The following is a 1,090-nucleotide window of genomic DNA, read 5'->3' on the forward strand; positions in this document are numbered from 1 at the left end:
CCCTGCCAGGCGGTGGCGACGCCCATGCCGAATGAGCCGACGTGGCTTTGGCGCACGCGCAAATACTGTTCCAAACCCAGCTGGCCGATCACTTCACCGGCATGCAGCGCCACCAGCTGTAGCCGCCGCTCGTTGTCCTGCACCAGGCGTTTGCGCCAGGCCTCGACTGACTGGAAAGGCATTTGCAGCACCTGACGGCATACAGCCGGGTCGTTGTAGAGCGCAGCGACGCCTTCAAGGTGGGCCTCGGTGAAGCGCGTGATAACGATCTTGGGTTCAGGTGTGTGCATGGTGTTTCGTCCTTTGAAAAACACGTGGCCGACCAGTGTAGGCGGCAAAGCGGTTTTTTGGCGAGTACAAATCCTGCCGCACATCATGCATCTGTAGGATAGCGATCAGCCCCCGCAGCGCCGATACTTCACCCAGGCCCTGCCCCGTTTCGGCCTTTAAACCCTGTGACTAGAACAATAAAAAAGTCCCACAGAGGAACGCCCATGAGCCGTCTTGATCCCCCCGGCCTGTTACAGGCTTTCAGCACCCTGACGCTTGATCTGCAACGCCTGGCCCAGCATCAGGACATCGAACAGTTTCATGGCCATGCCCTGTCGCGCATCAGTCAACTGCTGCCCTTCGACAGCGCATGGTGGGGGCGTGCCGCGATCATCGATGGCCTGCCGGAAGAACACAGCAGCTACCTGCATCACCTGCCAGACACGTACTTGGCCGACTGGCAGTCGATCCGCCATGTGGACGTGACGGTCGGGCTGGTGCACGAAGCACCCGGCCAGGCAGTGATTGTCGACATGCTCGACCCCGCCAACGGCCCGGGCCAGAATTGGTTGGGTCAGCGCCATGACATTGGCGAGTTGTTGTGTGTGATCCACGTCGACCCGCAAACCCGCCTCAGTGACCACTTGAGCCTGTACCGCAAACCGGGAGCGCCACGGTTCAACCAGGACGACTGCCAACTGCTGAACAACCTGATGCTGCACCTGGTGGCGGCCGTCTCGGCGAACCAGATCCGCACCCTGGTGGCCATGCGCGAAACCCTTACCAGCCCGCGCAACCTGGCCCTGGCGGTCTGCGACCA

At 61.3% G+C, this 1,090-nt stretch carries 2 pseudogenes; one reads left to right on the top strand and one right to left on the bottom strand.

Annotated elements, in window-relative coordinates:
• Nucleotides 1-290: pseudogene (locus HX846_RS36035) on the bottom strand (GNAT family N-acetyltransferase); the annotation flags it as partial.
• A gap of 204 nt (nt 291-494) precedes the next feature.
• Between HX846_RS36035 and HX846_RS36040 the strand changes: the two are divergent.
• Nucleotides 495-1,090 (top strand): annotated as a pseudogene (locus tag HX846_RS36040) (helix-turn-helix transcriptional regulator); the annotation flags it as partial.

The sequence above is a fragment of the Pseudomonas sp. K5002 genome, assembly GCF_013386655.1.
GTDB lineage: Bacteria > Pseudomonadota > Gammaproteobacteria > Pseudomonadales > Pseudomonadaceae > Aquipseudomonas.